Origin of the sequence: Nocardia alba NBRC 108234 (assembly GCF_001612665.1) — a bacterium.
GTDB classification, from domain to species: Bacteria; Actinomycetota; Actinomycetes; order Mycobacteriales; family Mycobacteriaceae; genus Nocardia; species Nocardia alba.
Window position 1 is genome coordinate 86,101 of the sequence record NZ_BDAX01000019.1, and the last position, 14,300, is coordinate 100,400.

At 68.4% G+C, this 14,300-nt stretch carries 17 protein-coding genes; 6 read left to right on the forward strand and 11 right to left on the reverse strand.

Annotated features, from left to right (window positions below; translation table 11 throughout):
- Window positions 1-7: 7 nt before the first annotated feature.
- The 3 genes from NA12_RS21355 to dmpG are packed head-to-tail and all read left to right on the forward strand — an operon-like array spanning window position 8 to window position 2,793.
- The gene (locus tag NA12_RS21355) at window positions 8-793 is read left to right on the forward strand and encodes a 2-keto-4-pentenoate hydratase (protein WP_067454121.1); all 786 of its coding nucleotides are present in this window, start codon (window positions 8-10) and stop codon (window positions 791-793) included.
- Between the two features lie 23 nt (window positions 794-816).
- Complete coding sequence (locus tag NA12_RS21360) at window positions 817-1,722, forward strand: acetaldehyde dehydrogenase (acetylating) (RefSeq protein WP_067454124.1); 906 nt, start codon at window positions 817-819, stop codon at window positions 1,720-1,722.
- Between the two features lie 15 nt (window positions 1,723-1,737).
- On the forward strand, window positions 1,738-2,793 hold the full coding sequence (gene dmpG, locus NA12_RS21365) for a 4-hydroxy-2-oxovalerate aldolase (protein ID WP_067454127.1): 1,056 nt from the start codon (window positions 1,738-1,740) through the stop codon (window positions 2,791-2,793).
- Between the two features lie 93 nt (window positions 2,794-2,886).
- Here the strand turns inward: dmpG and NA12_RS21370 are convergent, their stop codons facing one another.
- The gene (locus tag NA12_RS21370; protein WP_067454129.1) at window positions 2,887-3,654 is read right to left on the reverse strand and encodes an SDR family oxidoreductase; all 768 of its coding nucleotides are present in this window, start codon (window positions 3,652-3,654) and stop codon (window positions 2,887-2,889) included.
- Between the two features lie 69 nt (window positions 3,655-3,723).
- Here NA12_RS21370 and NA12_RS21375 point away from each other — a divergent pair, with 69 nt between their 5' ends.
- Window positions 3,724-4,071: a winged helix-turn-helix transcriptional regulator gene (locus NA12_RS21375; RefSeq protein WP_067454132.1), complete on the forward strand. Its 348-nt coding sequence runs from the start codon at window positions 3,724-3,726 to the stop codon at window positions 4,069-4,071.
- Window positions 4,072-4,140: 69 nt separating this feature from the next.
- Window positions 4,141-4,974: a GNAT family N-acetyltransferase gene (locus NA12_RS21380; RefSeq protein ID WP_067454646.1), complete on the forward strand. Its 834-nt coding sequence runs from the start codon at window positions 4,141-4,143 to the stop codon at window positions 4,972-4,974.
- A gap of 6 nt (window positions 4,975-4,980) precedes the next feature.
- Here NA12_RS21380 and NA12_RS21385 read toward each other — a convergent pair whose 3' ends face one another.
- The 6 genes from NA12_RS21385 to zapE form a co-directional block, all read right to left on the reverse strand.
- On the reverse strand, window positions 4,981-5,430 hold the full coding sequence (locus NA12_RS21385) for a hypothetical protein (RefSeq protein WP_067454135.1): 450 nt from the start codon (window positions 5,428-5,430) through the stop codon (window positions 4,981-4,983).
- Window positions 5,427-6,701: a DUF58 domain-containing protein gene (locus tag NA12_RS21390; protein WP_067454137.1), complete on the reverse strand. Its 1,275-nt coding sequence runs from the start codon at window positions 6,699-6,701 to the stop codon at window positions 5,427-5,429. The genes NA12_RS21385 and NA12_RS21390 overlap by 4 nt, the downstream gene beginning before the upstream one ends.
- Window positions 6,698-7,660: an AAA family ATPase gene (locus NA12_RS21395; protein WP_067454140.1), complete on the reverse strand. Its 963-nt coding sequence runs from the start codon at window positions 7,658-7,660 to the stop codon at window positions 6,698-6,700. The genes NA12_RS21390 and NA12_RS21395 overlap by 4 nt, the downstream gene beginning before the upstream one ends.
- Window positions 7,661-7,677: 17 nt before the next feature.
- Window positions 7,678-8,172 (reverse strand): hypothetical protein, encoded by a 495-nt coding sequence (locus NA12_RS21400; protein ID WP_067454143.1) that lies wholly within the window; start codon window positions 8,170-8,172, stop codon window positions 7,678-7,680.
- A gap of 141 nt (window positions 8,173-8,313) precedes the next feature.
- Complete coding sequence (locus NA12_RS21405; protein WP_067454649.1) at window positions 8,314-9,243, reverse strand: DUF4129 domain-containing protein; 930 nt, start codon at window positions 9,241-9,243, stop codon at window positions 8,314-8,316.
- Between the two features lie 137 nt (window positions 9,244-9,380).
- Complete coding sequence (gene zapE / locus NA12_RS21410; RefSeq protein ID WP_067454146.1) at window positions 9,381-10,559, reverse strand: cell division protein ZapE; 1,179 nt, start codon at window positions 10,557-10,559, stop codon at window positions 9,381-9,383.
- A 65-nt stretch (window positions 10,560-10,624) separates the two neighbouring features.
- Between zapE and NA12_RS21415 the strand changes: the two genes are divergently transcribed.
- Window positions 10,625-11,263: a TetR/AcrR family transcriptional regulator gene (locus NA12_RS21415; protein ID WP_067454652.1), complete on the forward strand. Its 639-nt coding sequence runs from the start codon at window positions 10,625-10,627 to the stop codon at window positions 11,261-11,263.
- Here the strand turns inward: NA12_RS21415 and NA12_RS21420 are convergent.
- From NA12_RS21420 to NA12_RS21435, 4 genes are read right to left on the reverse strand one after another with little or no spacing between them, the layout of a single operon-like run.
- Entirely contained in the window at window positions 11,233-11,673 is a 441-nt protein-coding gene (locus NA12_RS21420) for an NUDIX hydrolase (RefSeq protein WP_067454149.1), read from the reverse strand. The two genes, NA12_RS21415 and NA12_RS21420, sit on opposite strands and share 31 nt — an antisense overlap.
- Window positions 11,674-11,693: 20 nt before the next feature.
- The gene (locus NA12_RS21425; RefSeq protein ID WP_067454152.1) at window positions 11,694-12,893 is read right to left on the reverse strand and encodes a lipid-transfer protein; all 1,200 of its coding nucleotides are present in this window, start codon (window positions 12,891-12,893) and stop codon (window positions 11,694-11,696) included.
- A complete protein-coding gene (locus NA12_RS21430) occupies window positions 12,890-13,312 on the reverse strand; it encodes a MaoC family dehydratase (protein WP_067454655.1) in 423 nt (140 codons plus the stop codon). Before NA12_RS21430 ends, NA12_RS21425 begins: the two co-directional genes overlap by 4 nt.
- A gap of 20 nt (window positions 13,313-13,332) precedes the next feature.
- Window positions 13,333-14,286 (reverse strand): bifunctional MaoC family dehydratase N-terminal/OB-fold nucleic acid binding domain-containing protein, encoded by a 954-nt coding sequence (locus NA12_RS21435; protein WP_067454658.1) that lies wholly within the window; start codon window positions 14,284-14,286, stop codon window positions 13,333-13,335.
- Window positions 14,287-14,300: the final 14 nt, after the last annotated feature.

Genomic DNA, 14,300 nt, shown 5'->3' on the forward strand with positions numbered 1-14,300 from the left:
GGTCCGCGTGCTGCCTGACGCGGTACGAACCCATCTCGCCGATGAACTGGCCCGCGCCGAAGACGAGCGCGTGGCCGTGCCGCCGCTCGTCGACCGGTTCCCCGATATCGATGTGGTCGATGCCTACGAGATCCAGCTGCTCAATATCCAGCGTCGGCTCCGGTCCGGCGCGAAGGTGGTCGGGCACAAGGTGGGGCTGTCGTCGAAGGCGATGCAGGAGATGATGGGCGTCGACGAGCCCGACTACGGTCACCTGCTCGCCGACATGGAGGTCTACGAAGACGTCCCCGTCGACACCTCGAAGTTCCTGCTGCCGCGCGTGGAGGTCGAGGTCGGGTTCATCCTCGGCGCCGACCTGCCCGGCCAGGACTGCACCGAGGCCGACGTGCTGGCCGCGACCGTGGCGTACGCACCCTCGATCGAACTCATCGACTCGCGCATCAACGACTGGAAGATCGGCCTGACCGACACCATCGCCGACAACGCCTCCTCGGCCGGATGGGTGCTCGGCAAAGAACGCGTCGCACCCGGCGACATCGACATCAAGGCCATCGACGCCGTGCTCACCCGCAACGGCGAGGTCATCGCCGAGGGCCGCAGCGACGCGGTGCTGGGCGATCCGGTGATCGCCGTCGCGTGGCTGGCGCGCAAAGTCGCGACCTTCGGGGTGCGGTTGAAGAAGGGCGACATCGTGCTACCCGGTTCCTGCACCCGCGCCATCGACGCCCGCCCCGGTGACGACTTCCTCGCCGAGTTCACCGGACTCGGTTCCGTCCGCTTGCGTTTCAGCTGAACCAGACTTCCTAGGAGAACACCGTGACCAGCAAAGTCACCGCCGCGATCGTGGGGTCCGGCAACATCAGCACCGATCTGCTCTACAAGCTGCTGCGCTCGGACAAGATCGAGCCGCGCTGGATGATCGGCATCGACCCCGATTCGGAGGGGCTGAAGCGGGCGAGCGGGCTGGGTCTGGAAACCTCCGCCGAGGGCGCGGACTGGCTGCTCGCCCTCGACGAGAAGCCGGATCTGCTGTTCGAGGCCACCTCCGCCTACGTGCACCGCGCGTACGCGCCGAAATACGAGGCCGCGGGTATCCGCGCCGTCGACCTCACCCCGGCCGCTGTCGGCCCGGCCGTGATCCCCCCGGTGAACCTGGATTCACTGCGGGACGCGGCGAACGTCAACATGATCACCTGCGGTGGTCAGGCCACGATTCCGATGGTCAACGCGGTCTCGCGGGTGGTCCCGGTGTCCTACGCCGAGATCGTGGCCTCGGTGTCCTCGGTGTCGGCCGGACCGGGTACCCGCGCGAACATCGACGAGTTCACCAAGACCACCTCCAAGGGTGTGGAATCCATCGGCGGCGCCGAACGCGGTAAGGCCATCATCATCCTGAACCCGGCCGAGCCGCCGATGATCATGCGCGACACCATCTTCTGCGCCATCCCCGAGGATGCCGATCGCGACGCGATCTCCGAGTCGATCTTCCGGATGGAGAAGTCCATTCAGGAGTACGTGCCCGGCTACCGGCTGCTCAACGACCCGCAGTTCGACGAACCGTCGCTGGTATCCGGCGGCTTGGCGAAGGTGTCGATCTTCGTCGAGGTCGAGGGCGCGGGCGACTTCCTGCCGCCGTACGCGGGCAACCTCGACATCATGACCGCCGCGGCCACCAAGGTCGGCGATGTGCTGGCCGATCAAATCCTCTCGGCTCGGGTGTAAGGGAGAAATGCGACCATGAGCAATGTGCTGAAGCCCTACTCGGGCGAACTCGATGTGCGTGTCACCGATACCTCGCTGCGCGACGGCTCGCATCACAAGCGTCACCAGTTCACCGTGACCGAGGTTCGCGACATCGTCGGCGCGCTCGACGCGTCCGGTGTCCCGGTCATCGAGGTCACCCACGGTGACGGTCTGGCCGGGTCCTCGTTCAACTACGGGTTCTCCAAGACCCCGGAGCAGGAACTGATCAAAGCCGCCGCGGAGACCGCCAAGCAGGCCAAGATCGCCTTCCTGATGCTGCCCGGCGTCGGCGTCAAGGAGGACATCAAGATCTCGCAGGACAACGGCGCGTCCATCTGCCGCATCGCCACCCACTGCACCGAAGCCGATGTGTCCATTCAGCACTTCGGCTACGCGCGGGATCTGGGTCTGGAGACCGTCGGCTTCCTCATGATGGCCCACTCCACCACGCCGGAGAAGCTGGCCGAGCAGGCCCGCATCATGGCCGACGCGGGCTGCCAGTGCGTCTACGTCGTCGATTCCGCGGGCGCGCTGGTCCTCGAGCAGGTCTCCGACCGCGTCTCGGCCCTGGTCGCCGAACTCGGCGACGACGCCCAGGTCGGTTTCCACGGCCACGAGAACCTCGGCCTCGCCGTGGCGAACTCGGTCTACGCCGTGCGTGCGGGCGCCACCCAGATCGACGGCTCGGCTCGCCGCTTCGGTGCGGGCGCGGGCAATCTGCCGGTCGAAGCCTTCATCGGCGTCTGCGACAAGCTCGGTGTCAAGACCGGCGTCGACTTCTTCGCTGTCACCGACGCCGCCGAGGACGTGGTCCGCCCGGCCATGCCGTCGGAGTGCCTGCTCGACCGTCAGGCGCTGATGATGGGCTACGCGGGTGTCTACTCCAGCTTCCTGCGCCATGCCGAACGCCAGGCCGAACGCTACGGTGTCTCCGCCGCCGAAATGCTCGTCCGCGCGGGCAAGCGCAAGCTCGTCGGCGGCCAGGAAGACCAGCTCATCGATATCGCCCTGGAACTCCAACGCGAAGCCGCCGTCACCGCCTCGGCCTGACAGCACCCCCTCGACGACGTGACCCGGCACCCGGGTCACGTCGTTCGGCTTTGCGCGAGTGCATCACCGACCTCAGCGTGCGGATACCGCGCGTCAGCGCGTGAGCGCACCGGCGGCGAGATAGTCATCGCCGCCGACGAAATACGTGTGTCCGTCGGCGACCGCTTCGGTGCCCGCCGCGACGATCACCCGCGCGAAGTCCTCGACGGTGGGCAACGGGCCTGCCGCGCGGCGGGACTCGACGCTGTCCGGGTCGCGGCGTTCCAGTAGACGCACGATGATCGTCCCGTCGATCATGTCGCCGGACACCACCGTGAAACCGACTCCACGCGAACGGAATTCGGGAATCAACGCGCGCAACGCGTCCTCACCCGCGCGCTTGCTCCGCGCGATCGGCGCGTAACCCGATGGCACGTTGTCGTTCTCGTGGATGAAGTGCGCCTGATGGCTGGTGACGAACACGATCCGGCCACCCTCCGGCATCAGCGGCAGCATCGCCGTCGCCAGGTTCACCTGCGCGTCCCGGTTGAGCCGGAGGGCGTAGCCCGGATCGGCATCGCGCTCGAGCCCGCCGGATGCGTTGAGCACCAGGGTATCCAACCGACCGGACATCCGGCCGATCTCCTCGACCATCGTCTCGACAGCCGCCGGATCGCAGACATCGGCGCCGAGCACCGAGGCGCTGCCGCCCGCCGCCACGATCCCGTCCACGACGTTCTCGGCCCGCTTGCGCTTCTCCCGGAAATTCACCACGACATGCGCCCCCGCCGCGCCGAACTGCGCGGCCGCCTCCGCCCCGATCCCCCGCGAGGCCCCGGTGACCAGCACGATCCGCTGATCTCGCCGCACTGTCGAATCCATCGTCGATCTCCTCGTCCATCCCGACCGGCCATCATGCTTCTGATTCAGAAGCAACTATCGTGCTTCTGAATGAGAAGCGCAACCGGCGACGAACCGTCGCAAGCGATCCTGGCCGCGATCGACCTACTCGGTCAGCGCTGGATGCTGCGTGTGATCTGGGAACTGGAGCCGGGCCCGCTCGGCTTTCTCGATATCCGCCGACGCATGGGCAACTGCTCGTCGAGCATGCTCTCGGACCGACTCCAGCAACTCCAGTCTGCGGCCTTGATCCGCAAGAACGGCCAGCGCGGCGCGTACGAGCTCACCACCGAAGGCGCCCTGCTCGCCGAATCCCTCCAGCCGCTGTGGGACTGGTCCGAGCACCGAACCTCCACCGGCGACGGCGACGGACGAATCCCCTGGCGGCCCGACCGCTAGCCCGTCGGTCGCCGGAAACTCGCTGGACAGGGGCGATATAACTGGCTGATGAGCGAGAATGCGGCGGCGTTGTTCTGCGATATCGGCATGGCCGGTCGGATCGAACGGATGGAGACCGAGGCCATCGCCGGTGGAGTGCGCGCGGGACTTCACCGGGCACCCTCGACCGCGAGTGGGTTCACCGTGGAGATCGCCGGTGGCGCGGCGTGTTTCGCCGGTCCGAACTCGCCGTTGAACAAGGTGGTCGGCGTCGGCTTCGCCGGGACACCCTCGACGGCACAGTGGGAGGCGGTCGAACAGGCCTATGCCGAGGTGGGGGCGCCGGTCCAGGTCGAGTTGGCCCATCTCGCCGAGCCACGGATCGGAGCCGAACTGACCGCGCGCGGCTACCGGCTGACATCCTTCGAGAATGTGCTCGGCCTGCGTCTGCGTGACCGCACGTGGCCGGTTGCGCAGTCGATCGAAGTGCGCCGCGACGACGGCGACGATCTGGATGACTGGCTCGATATCGTCGTCGACGGCTTCGCCCACCCCGACGACGAGGGCCTGCCTGCCACCGAGGACTTCCCTCGCGACATCCTGGCCGCCGCCGTACGAGACCTGGCTGCCGCCAACAACACTCACCGATACCTGGCCTATCGCGCGGGCACTCCGGCGGGCGGCGCCAGCCTTCGCATGACCGCGGGCATCGCCGCTCTCGCCGGCGCGGCGACCCTGCCCGAGCACCGCCGACAGGGCGTCCAGACGGCATTACTGGCCACCCGGCTCAACACCGCGACCGCGGCGGACTGTGACCTCGCCGTGGTCACCACCCAGCCCGGGTCCGCCTCCCAGCACAACTCCCAGACCCAGGGCTTCACCCTGCTCTACACCCGAGCGGTGCTGGTCAAAGACCCAGCCTGACGACGCTCACTCGCTGGGGATCTCCTCGACGGTCGGATTCTTGGCCGCGAGGCCGCTCACCAAGAGGGCATAGATCGCGACGATGAGGATGGGCGCGGCCAGGGGCGCCCAGATCAGCTGGACCGGAACCAGGGCCGCGGTGGCGGCGGCGATGGTGAACAGGACCGCGCCCCCGACCGAGGGAATGGTGGTGGGCACCACGCCGTCGGGGGCGTGCAGGACGGCGGCATTGAGCAGGTAGGTGGTGGCCACCAAACCTGTTGCGGCAGCGGCTATTACGCCGACGTCGGCGAAGGCGAGAGCGGCGATGGTGATCAGCACCGCGCCGACCGAGGCCGGGCGCCACCACCAGCTCGCGATCACCAGCGCCAGCGCGGGCACCCCGGCCGGCGGATTGATCAGCGCGACAGCGGCGACCAGCAGCAGACCGGCGAGCATGGCGAGGAATCTTGTCATCGGCGCACCCGGACCGCTCGGCGGTGTGCGGGGAGCAGACGCATCGCCTGGTCGAGGCGGGTGTCTTCGGGCCAGGCGACGATGTCGACACCGACGGTGCCCATATCGCGATACATCGAGGCGCGTTCGAGCTGCCACATCTTGGCCATGGTCGGGTCGAGGCCGTTGGCGAAGGGAGTGCCGCGCAGAACGTCGACCGCGACCACCACGTGGCCACGTTTGCGCAGGTCGATCAGGGCCAGCGCGAACTGGGTGTCGAGCAGCGTGGAGAAGGCCACCACGATCGCGCCGATCGGAACGGCGGCGTGCGGCGCGAGGGTGCCGGTTACCTCGAGGTGTTCGTCACCGACGCCGAGAACGGTGTCGACGATGCGATAGAACTGTCTGCGGCCGATGTCGGGGCGCAGCCAGCGGGGCGATTCGCCGAGGCAGACCACGGCGGTGCGGTCGCCGGACTGCAGGGTCGACTGCACCACCTGGGCCGCGCCGCGCACCGAGAGTTCCAGCGAATCGCTGGCCGGGCCGGGCGCCTGCTGCGACGTGTCGACCATGACCACCACGTCGGCGGAGCGATTGGTGAACCGCTGGGTGACGTAGAGCCTGCCGCGCCGTGCGCTCACCGGCCAGTTGACGGCGCGCAATTGATCGCCCGGCGTGTAGGCACGGATATCGGCGTATTCGACGCCGGGACCGTGCCTGCGGGTCAGGTGGGTACCGATGCGGTCGGGAAGTTCGGTGCGCGGCAAGCGCATTCGCTGTGGATCGGCGATGGGGTACACGTAGAGCATGGCCGCGGGCAGCTCGGTGGTCGCGACGGCCAGACCGGCCGGACTCAGCGCGGACACCTTCACCCGCACCGGATAGCGTCCCCAGCGGGCGGCCGAGAGCCCCAGTCGCATGCCCGCGGGCGCACCGCCGGAATCGTGAGCTTCCTCGATCTCGAGTTCCAGGCCCGGCATCGGCAGGGCGTTCATCCGCAGCAGCGCGTGCCCACTCTCGACGAAAGCGACCGCGTTACAGCCGATCACCTCGTTCTCGAAACAGCGCACGGTGCCGCTGCCGTCGACCTGGACCCTGGTCGGCGCCTGCTGCCAGGGCGCGGTGGCGAGCACGCCGAGCATCGGCGCCGCGAACACGACCAGCTGCCACTGCCCGAGCAGCACCGCGACGACCAGGGCCGCGCCCGCGCAACCGGCCAGGATGAACACCAGCGGCGCGGGTCGCCACCGGAGGTCGACCTCGACCGTTCTGGATTCGTCGCGATGCTTCATGTGCTCGTGGCGCGGGGCACCGGTAGCCGGCGCAGTAGTTCGGTGATGACGTCCTCGCCACGGATCCGGCGCACCCACATCTCCGGGCGCAACGTGATGCGATGCGACATCCCCGCCACCGCGAGAGCCTTCACGTCCTCGGGGATCACGTAGTCGCGCCCGAGGAGCAGCGCCCTGGCCCGCGACATCTGCACCAGGTCGAGTTCGGCGCGCGGGCTGGCGCCGACTTCCACCTGCGGATGGCTGCGGGTGGCCGAGGCCAGCGCGACGACGTAGCTCACCACGTCGGGGTGCACGGTGACGAACTCGACCGACTGACGCATCTCCATCAGCCCCTGCGCGTCGACCACCTGGCCCACCTGCGGCGCGGTGGAACCGCGTTCGAGCCTGCGCCGGATCATCTGGGTCTCGTCGGCCTCGGAGAGGTAGCCGAGGCGCAGCTGGATGGCGAAGCGGTCGAGCTGCGCCTCCGGCAGCGGGTAGGTGCCCTCGTACTCGATCGGGTTGTCGGTGGCCAGCACCACGAAAGGCTGTGGCAGCAGGAAGGTTTCGCCGTCGATGCTCACCTGGCCCTCGGCCATCGCCTCCAGCAGCGCGGCCTGGGTCTTGGGCGGGGTGCGGTTGATCTCGTCGGCGAGCAGCACATTGGTGAACACCGGGCCGCGCCGGAAGTTGAACCGGCCCGAGGCCATGTCGTAGATCGTCGAACCGAGCAGGTCGGCGGGCAGGAGATCGGGCGTGAACTGCACGCGGGTGAAGTCGAGTCCGAGCGCGGCCGCGAAAGACCGCGCGATCAGGGTTTTTCCGAGTCCCGGCAGGTCCTCGATGAGTACGTGGCCTCCGGCCAGCACGGCAATCATGATGAGCTGTAGCTCATCTCGCTTGCCGACCACGACACGGCCCAGCTCACGCAGTACGGCATCGGAGCGCTGGACGGTCACGTTCAACGGCATTGTCATCGGTGGCCTCTAACCCCTCACATCGTCTGCAAACGGCGCAGGATCTCGTCCAGCGCCTCTCTTCCCGGCGCGCGACCGGTCTGGTCGCGCGGTGCGGAGTTCGCCGGGTCCACCCAGCGCCACAGTTCGGGACCGAACTGCAGCTGACCGGCGGCCTCGGTGGCCCGGCGATTCTTGGAAACCCTCAGTCCGGTGGACAGCTCGAATTCCGTGGCGAGCAGCGGGCGCAGGTGGCGATCCCAGTCGGCACGGGTGCCGTCGGCACGCGCGGTGAGCATCTCGGCGCGCGCGTGCCATCGACCGAGCATCTCCGCCGGACCGTTGTCGATGTACTCGGTGAGCGGCTCCTCGCTGATCACGCGGTGCCGCAGCGACCGGACCAGCAGCGCCAGCGCCACGGCCACCGGCACGGCGACCGCGAGCAGCACCGAGTCACGATCCAGACGCACCAACGTCACTTCGATCACCGCGACCGCGAGCACGGCTGTCACAATCACCGAAGTCCGGTTCATGCCGTGGCCTCCTGGCATGCTCGGGCCTGCGTGGTTACGCAAGCTACCGCCTCCGGGCGCTGACCGCTCATGCCGTGGCCTCCTGGCATGCTCGGGCGCCCTGCGTGGTTACGCGAGCTACCGCCTCCGGGCGCTGACCGCTCATGCCGTCACCAACCTGCGCTGTAGATCTGTGAGCACGATGCGCAGCAGTTGTTCGGCGCGCATGCGCTGCCATTCGAGCATCGAGTGCGGACTGAAGCGCGCCTCCTCGAACAGCGCGACCAGCTCGCGGGCCGAGGCATCGTGCAGCACACCGCTTTCGAAGGCCCTGGCCAGTACCTCCATCGGGGTGTCCGAGGCCAGCGGGCGGGCGGCGTGGTCGCTGGACAGGCCGCGCTCCATCGCCACATAACAGGCGATGATGGCGGTGCGCGGGTCCTGGCCGGGGGCGTTCATCGCGGCCAGGCCCATTTCGGCGGCGCGCGTGAGGGAGTCGACTTCGCTGGCGATCGGTTCGTCCTCGACGGGCGCGACCGGGACCGGCTCACGACGTGCGGCGAAAGCGACGACGACCAGGCCGACCATCGCGACCACGATCAGCACGATGGCCAGGATCGCCGCGATCACCAGGGCGGTGCCGGTGAGTTCGGTGGGTCCGGTCGTGGGATCGGCGGCATGGGTGTCGGTCGTGGGGACGGGACCGGAGCCCTCGGTCAGCGTCTCGGAGGCCTGGCGCATCGGGCGGGCGCCGGGCAGCAGGAACAGCGCGGTGACCCCGCCGGCGAAGATCAGGGCGACCGCGGCGACGGCGACCGGGACGAGCACCGCCAACCTGCGCCACTGGATGCGCGGCAGGGCGTCGCGTTCAGCTTCCGGCATCGCCAGCGGCAGACGATGTTGACTGGCGATGACACCCGCTACCAGGATGACGATCGAGACCAGCAGCAGCACCGGCATCACGGCGACGAGCAGCGCGGAAGGAGCTCCGGTCGAAGTCGCGCCGGAGCCAGGCAGGGTGCCCTGCAACGCGATCGTCGAAGCGACGACCAGTGCGATCACGACGATCGCCCGCGTAATGGGCTGATTCACCCCGATCACAGCTGTACCACCAAACCCCAGAGACTGCACAAAACAGCCACATAGTTACATGCCGAGTGGTCCACTCGAGAGGAAATCGATGCTTTTCAACCTCTCTCCCTTATTGTCCCCCTGAGATCAGGGACTTGCTACACAGCGCGGACGCTCGACGCGTTAGTTAACGGCAATTCACCGAGTCGGCTGGCGGTGCGAGCCAGATCAGGAATCAGGGGGACGCCGGCCGTGAGGTCGTGCGGGGGCTCCGACGCGTGGATGGTGAACGGGATATCGGCGTCGTAGACGACATCGACGAGGTTCACCAGGCGCATGGCCCAGTCCGGCGGGACCTCGCGCAGCGGAGGAACCTCGCCCATGGTCAGGTGGCGGTAGCGCTCGGCGAGCAGTAGGTAGTCGGCGGCACTGGTGGGTACGGCGCAGATGTCGTGGAAATCGACGGTGATGACATCGGTGGCGGTGCGGGCGCGCAGGGTGCGGCCGTTGCCCAGGGGCACGTCGACCGCGAGCCGCTCGATGTCGTGCGGGTCCGCCCGAGCCGCGACGGCCCGCGCGCCCGCCTCCACACGCGGTGGAGCCGATCCGGCGCCCTCGGTGAGCACGTACCGACCCGCGAGGAAACCGGTGTCGCGGTGTGGCGTGCGGGTGCGGTAATCGAGTGGTCCATCGAGGGCGACGGTGTCGAGGTGGGCCAGGATCAACTCGATGGTCGGCACGAAGGCGTCGTGGAACAGCGGGTTGGGCAGCAGATCGCGCGGCCGGTAGTTCGACGTGACCACGAGCGTGCGGTGCTCGGCGAAGAGAACTTCGAGCAGGCGGGCGATGAGCATCGCGTCGCCGATGTCGGTGACGTGGAATTCGTCGAAGCAGACCAGGTCGGCCCCGCCGAGAAGTTCGTCGATGGCCCGTTCGACCGAGCCGAGGGCATGGGTGGCGGCGTGGAGGGCCGCGAAGAAGGTGTGAAAGTGGAAGCGACGCTTGCGCGAGGTCCGGACCGCGCCGTAGAACCGGTCCATCACCATGGTCTTGCCGCGTCCCGGTCGGCCGTGCAGATAGATGCCGGCGCGATATCGCCGCAGGGCATCGCGCTCGACGGAGCCCCCGGGCTGGTTGCCTCGTGCGGCCCGACGCCCGCGCAGGGCACGCGAGCGCCGACCACCGCTTTCGGCCAGGCGCGGGATACCGAACGGGCCGGTGCGTCGAGCGGAGTGCCCGCCCGGTGAGAGGCGTCCGTCGACCGGATCGAGCAGTGCTTCGAGCGCGTCCAGGGCCGCTTGCTGTGCGGGGTCGAGCACCACCGTGTCGGGTTTCATCCGAACCTCCTCGTTCCTCTACAGTTGTAGAGGACGGGCGTCGCCGACGGCCAGGAGAGGTGACGATGTCCACAGACCGGCGGACCCAGATCGTGGCGGGCGCTATCGAACTCATCGCCACCCGGGGAATCCGCGCGCTCACCCACCGCGCGGTGGACACCCGGCTGGCCTTACCGCCGGGTTCGACCTCGTACTACTTCCGTACTCGACAGGCTTTGATCGAGGCCATCGCCGACTCGATCACCACGCGATCACGCGTGGATTTCGAAGCCGCGCAGCACGAATCAGCGACTCACACTGAAAGCCTTACCCGCGCGAAATCCGCAGGCAGGCCGATGGATCCCGTACGGGTCGCACACGACATCGCGTCCTGGCTCGCCGACCTACTCGCCCATCGCCGCAACGAGCTGATCGCCCGGCACGCCTTGATCATCGAGGTCATGTCCGACCCGGAACTCCACGGCCGCCTCGCGGGCAGCCTGTTCTCCCTCGACCGCGCGACCGACCTGTTCAGTGCGCTCGGCGCCGCCGCGCCGAGCGAGTCGGCCCACGACTTCCTCGCGCTACTGGAAGGACTCGTCTTCGATCGCTTCGCGGGACTGCGCGCGGAATCGGCGGGCACCGTCGACCAGTTCGCGCGGCCGCTGGCCGAGTTCCTGACCGGTGCACGCGACTATTCGGCCCGCCAACCGAATTCGGAATAGGGCGCGGCCGAGGTCAGCGCGGCCAGGCCGAGAGCGGAGTACTCGATCAGATCCGCGGGAAGCTCTGCCAGCGGAAACCATTGCAGCGCATAGCATTTATCGGGCTCACGATTGACAGGTTCACCGCGCCAGTCCTCGACGCGGAAGAACAGCCCGAGCCGGGCATCGCGCCCCGCCGCGGTGACGTGAGCGACATGAAACAGCCGCAAGGCGGTGAGGTCGATCTCGACCCCGACCTCTTCGGACGCTTCCCGAACCGCCGCCATCGCCACCGATTCGTCGGCTTCGACCTTTCCCGACGGCAGGTGCCAGCGGTGATCGAATTCGTCGCCGCTCCGGCGCAGACTCAGCAGAACCTGGTCGCCGCGAATCAGCAGGACGTGCACGTCGACCAGGTGGCGGGGAGTCACCCGGTCGAGCGTACGAGAGGCTACGACGTCAGGACCAGTCCTGACGTGGGTACGCCGGTGCCCGCGGTGACCAGGATGCGTTCCAGGGCGTCGACCTGGTTCACCGAGGTGCCGCGGATCTGGCGCACCGCTTCGGCGATGCCGTTCATGCCGTGGATATAGGCCTCCCCGAGCTGGCCGCCGTGAGTGTTGAGCGGCAGGCGTCCGCCGAGCTCGATGGCGCCGTCGGCGATGAAGTTCTTGGCCTCGCCGCGGGGGCAGAAGCCCAGTTCCTCGAGCTGCATGAGGACGAACGGGGTGAAGTGGTCGTAGAGGATCGCGGCCTGCATGTCGGCGGCGGTCAGGCCGCTCTGCGCCCAGAGCTGCTCGCCCACGAGACCCATTTCCGGCAGGCCGGTCATGGCGTCGCGGTAGTAGCTGGTCATCACGTACTGATCGGCGCCGCTGCCCTGGGCCGCGGCCGCGATGATCGCGGGGCGCTGCGCGAGGTCGCGGGCCCGTTCCACGCTGGTGACCACGATGGCGACGCCGCCGTCGGACTCCTGGCAGCAGTCGAGCAGGTGCAGCGGTTCGGCGATCCAGCGCGAATCCTGGTGCTGCTCGAGGGTGATCGGTTTGCCGTAGAAGAAGGCGTTGGGGTTCACCGCGGCGTGCTTGCGGTCGGCGACCGCCACCGCGCCGAAATCGGCACTGGTCGCGCCGGTGACGTGCATGTACCGGCGGGCGACCATCGCCACCTGCGCGGCGGGCGTGCCGAGCCCCTGCGGGTAGGCCCAGCCCGCGTCGATCCCCGACGACGTGGGCGCGGCGGCCAGCGCGGGCGAGAACTGCCCGAATCGGGCGCCGGATCGTTCGTTGAACGCGCGATAGGCCACCACCACATCGGCCACGCCGGTAGCCACGGCCATCGCGGCCTGCTGCACGGTCGCGCAGGCGGCACCGCCGCCATAGCCGATGTGGCTGAAGAACTTCAGGCTCGGAATGCCGACTGCCCTTGCCACTGCGGCCTGGGTGTTGGTGTCCATGGTGAAGGTGGTGAGACCGTCGACATCGGCGGGTGTGAGACCCGCGTCGGCCAGCGCCGCGCTGACAGCCTCCGCCGCCAACCGCAATTCGCTGCGACCGGAGTCCTTGGAGAAGTCGGTGGCACCGATGCCGACGATGGCGGCGCGACCGGAAAGGCCGGGGCTGTCAGCGGATTCGGCCGCGGTGGTGCTCATTTCGGCTCCAGATCGGGAAGGGCGATGACGGCCGTGGCGGTGATGTGCTCGCCGAGGCTGTCGGTGCCGTGCACGTCGATGGTGACCAGGGTGGCGTCGATCCCGGTGACGGTGCCGGAAAGGGTCAGCGTGTCACCGGCGTACAGCGGCACCCCGAGACGCAGGGCGATGCGCTTGACCAGTGCGCGCGGCCCGGCCCAATCGGTGACGAAGCGCTGCACCAGACCGGTATCGGTGAGGATATTGACGAAGATGTCGTCGGACCCGCGCTCGACCGCCTTGTCGCGGTCGTGGTGCACATCCTGGAAATCCCTGGTCGCCATGGCGGTACTGATCACGAAGGTCGGATCGGCGTGGATCACCAACTCCGGCAACGTGGTTCCCACCGCGATGGTGGCGAGGTCGACGGTGGGGGTCATCGTGGCGTCCTTTGCGGTCATCACACGGCCTGCCAGTAGGGCAGCACGGTTCCGTCGGCGAGCTTTTCGAAGGCGACCCGGACGGGCACGTCGATGGCGACCTCCGCCGGGTCGATGCCACGCAGCTCACCGAGCATCCGCACGCCCTCGTCGAGTTCCACCAGGGCGACCACGAAGGGCAGGTCGCGACCGGGCACCTTGGGCGCGTGGTGCACCACGAAGCTGAACACCGTGCCGGTGCCCGCGGCCACCAGGTAGTCGGTGGGCACCGACTTGTCCTGCCACAGTGCGGGAATGGGCGGATGGCGCAGGGTGCCGTCGGGCAGACGCTGGATGCGCAGCTCGCCGACTTCGGTTCCCGCCCAGAAGAACTCGGTATCGCGCGAGATGACCGGGCCGACCCGATCGGCGGGCGCGATGCTCGCCGACTCCTGCTCCGCCTCCGTAGTGGCGGCGGCGGGCGCGAACTTCAGAATGCGGAAGAGCATTTCGGTGACGACCTCGTCGCCGACCGACCAGGTGGTGGTGAAGGTCAGGAACCAGCCGTCGCCGAGCCCGGTTCGCTTGGGGCCCTTGAACTCCGAGAGCCTGCTGCGGATCGTCACCGCCTCCCCCGGCTCGAGGTAGCGGTGGTAGGTCTGTTCACAGTTGGTGCCGACCACGGAGGTGAAGCCGGCATCGTCGAGCAGCTGTGTCGCCAGGCCGAGCGGGTCGTCGGCGGTGCGCACCCCGTGCAGGCCGTTCATCGTCCACACCTGCGCCATGGCGGGTGGGGCGACGATGCCGCGATGGCCTGCCGCTCGCGCCGCTTCGGCGTCCACGTAGATCGGGTTGGTGTCACCCAGCGCCTCGACCCAGTTGTGGATCATCGGCTGGTTCACCGGGTCGCGACCGGCCCGCGGCGCGGACTGCCCCGCTGCCGACAACCTCGCCAGCGCGTCCGGAATATCGTCGGGGGTGATGCTGTCCGGCACGCGCCGCTCCTTGT